This window comes from Lamprobacter modestohalophilus, from assembly GCF_016583905.1.
GTDB classification, from domain to species: domain Bacteria; phylum Pseudomonadota; class Gammaproteobacteria; order Chromatiales; family Chromatiaceae; genus Lamprobacter; species Lamprobacter modestohalophilus.
Window position 1 is genome coordinate 1 of sequence record NZ_NRRY01000161.1, and the last position, 1,221, is coordinate 1,221.

Genomic DNA, 1,221 nt, shown 5'->3' on the forward strand with positions numbered 1-1,221 from the left:
CTCAAGACGCGCGTTTGAGCTGGGTCAGCCAGGTGTCGCCGTCGGGGCTGAGCAGGAGTTGATCGGCAAGCTCTTCGAGCTGATCGGGGTCGCTGATGCGGGCCAGCAGGGGCTGGCTCTGCTCGGCCACCTCGGGGCCAAAGCGGCGGCGGGCTAAGCGGGAAAGGATGTGCCGGGTGGTTTCGCGACCTTCTTCCAGACCCTGTTCCAGGCCCTGCTCTAGGCCCTGCTGCTTCCATTGGTCAGTCCAGGTTTCGACGTTGTCGGCTAGCATGTGATAGACCTCGCTGAGATCGTTCATGGGGGTGACCGACACCCCGGGTAGGCGCTTGGGGAGGAACACCCGTCCAAACCAGACGGCAAAGGCGCGACGCAGGCTGCTTTGCTCAGGCTCTTTGAGCCAGTCGACCAGGGCGCGCACGATGGCCAGGGCGTCCTCGGCGCTGCGGCTGGCTTCGAGGCGAAAGAGCGCGGCGCTGAGATTGCGGGTCGGTGCCTGCTCGACCTTCGCCAGACGTTGCTCGTCCAGCAGCAGATAGGCTTGCTGGGGGCGATAATCGGCCAGGACAGATGGCGCGGGCTCGATCAGCGGCTCGAGGGTCTCGGCGGCGTTCCAGACTTGGGCACCATTGTAGAGCACGATCGGCAGCACCGGGGGCAGACGTCCATGGGCGCTGAGCTGTTCGGCGCGGATGAGGTCTTGGTAGAGCAGGCCGATGTAGGTCTGGATGCGTACCGCCATCCAGGCGTCGATGGTGGATTGGAATTCGAGCAGCAGGTAGACGTAGAGCCAGTCCTCGCCCCAGCGTAGGCGCCAGATGAGGTCGTCAGCACGGTCGCGCAGGTCTTCGGTGACGTAGCTGCCGCTGCAGCGCTCGAGGGTACTGAGATCGAGGCTGTGGACCCAGTCGCCGGGGACGAAGCCCGTGAGCAGGTCGCGCACCATGGCGGCGTGGGCATAGAGCAGCTTGTAGCCGCTGTCGTGGGTCGGCTCGCGCCGACGCGGGGTCGTGGGTGCCGGTGGTTTCATGTGACGGGGCGTTGTTTGCCGAATGCGACCGCGAGCGGCAGGCCGACGTCGCCCAGGCCGATGATGGCGACGAGGAAGGTGAGGTCTTCGTTCACCGGGTGCTGGGTCCGTCGGATCAAGGTCGCGGGCAGGCTTCCGCCCGCCCTGTCATGTCGGCAAGGGCGGAGGCGGTGATCGGGTTGTTCTTGCGC

Annotated in this window: 2 protein-coding genes; both read right to left on the reverse strand. The window is 65.9% G+C overall.

Annotation, left to right across the window (positions count from 1 at the left end; genetic code table 11):
* Position 1 precedes the first annotated feature (1 nt).
* Entirely contained in the window at positions 2 to 1,030 is a 1,029-nt protein-coding gene (locus CKO42_RS26590) for an Rpn family recombination-promoting nuclease/putative transposase (RefSeq protein WP_200252629.1), read from the reverse strand.
* A partial coding sequence (locus tag CKO42_RS27005; RefSeq protein WP_207148845.1) for a hypothetical protein occupies positions 1,027 to 1,221 on the reverse strand: 195 nt, incomplete at its 5' end. The genes CKO42_RS27005 and CKO42_RS26590, both read right to left, overlap by 4 nt.

Excerpts from the sequence above, each read along its gene's own strand:
- CKO42_RS26590 (WP_200252629.1), bottom strand. The coding sequence starts at position 1,030 with ATGAAACCACCGGCACCCACGACCCCGCGTCGGCGCGAGCCGACCCAC.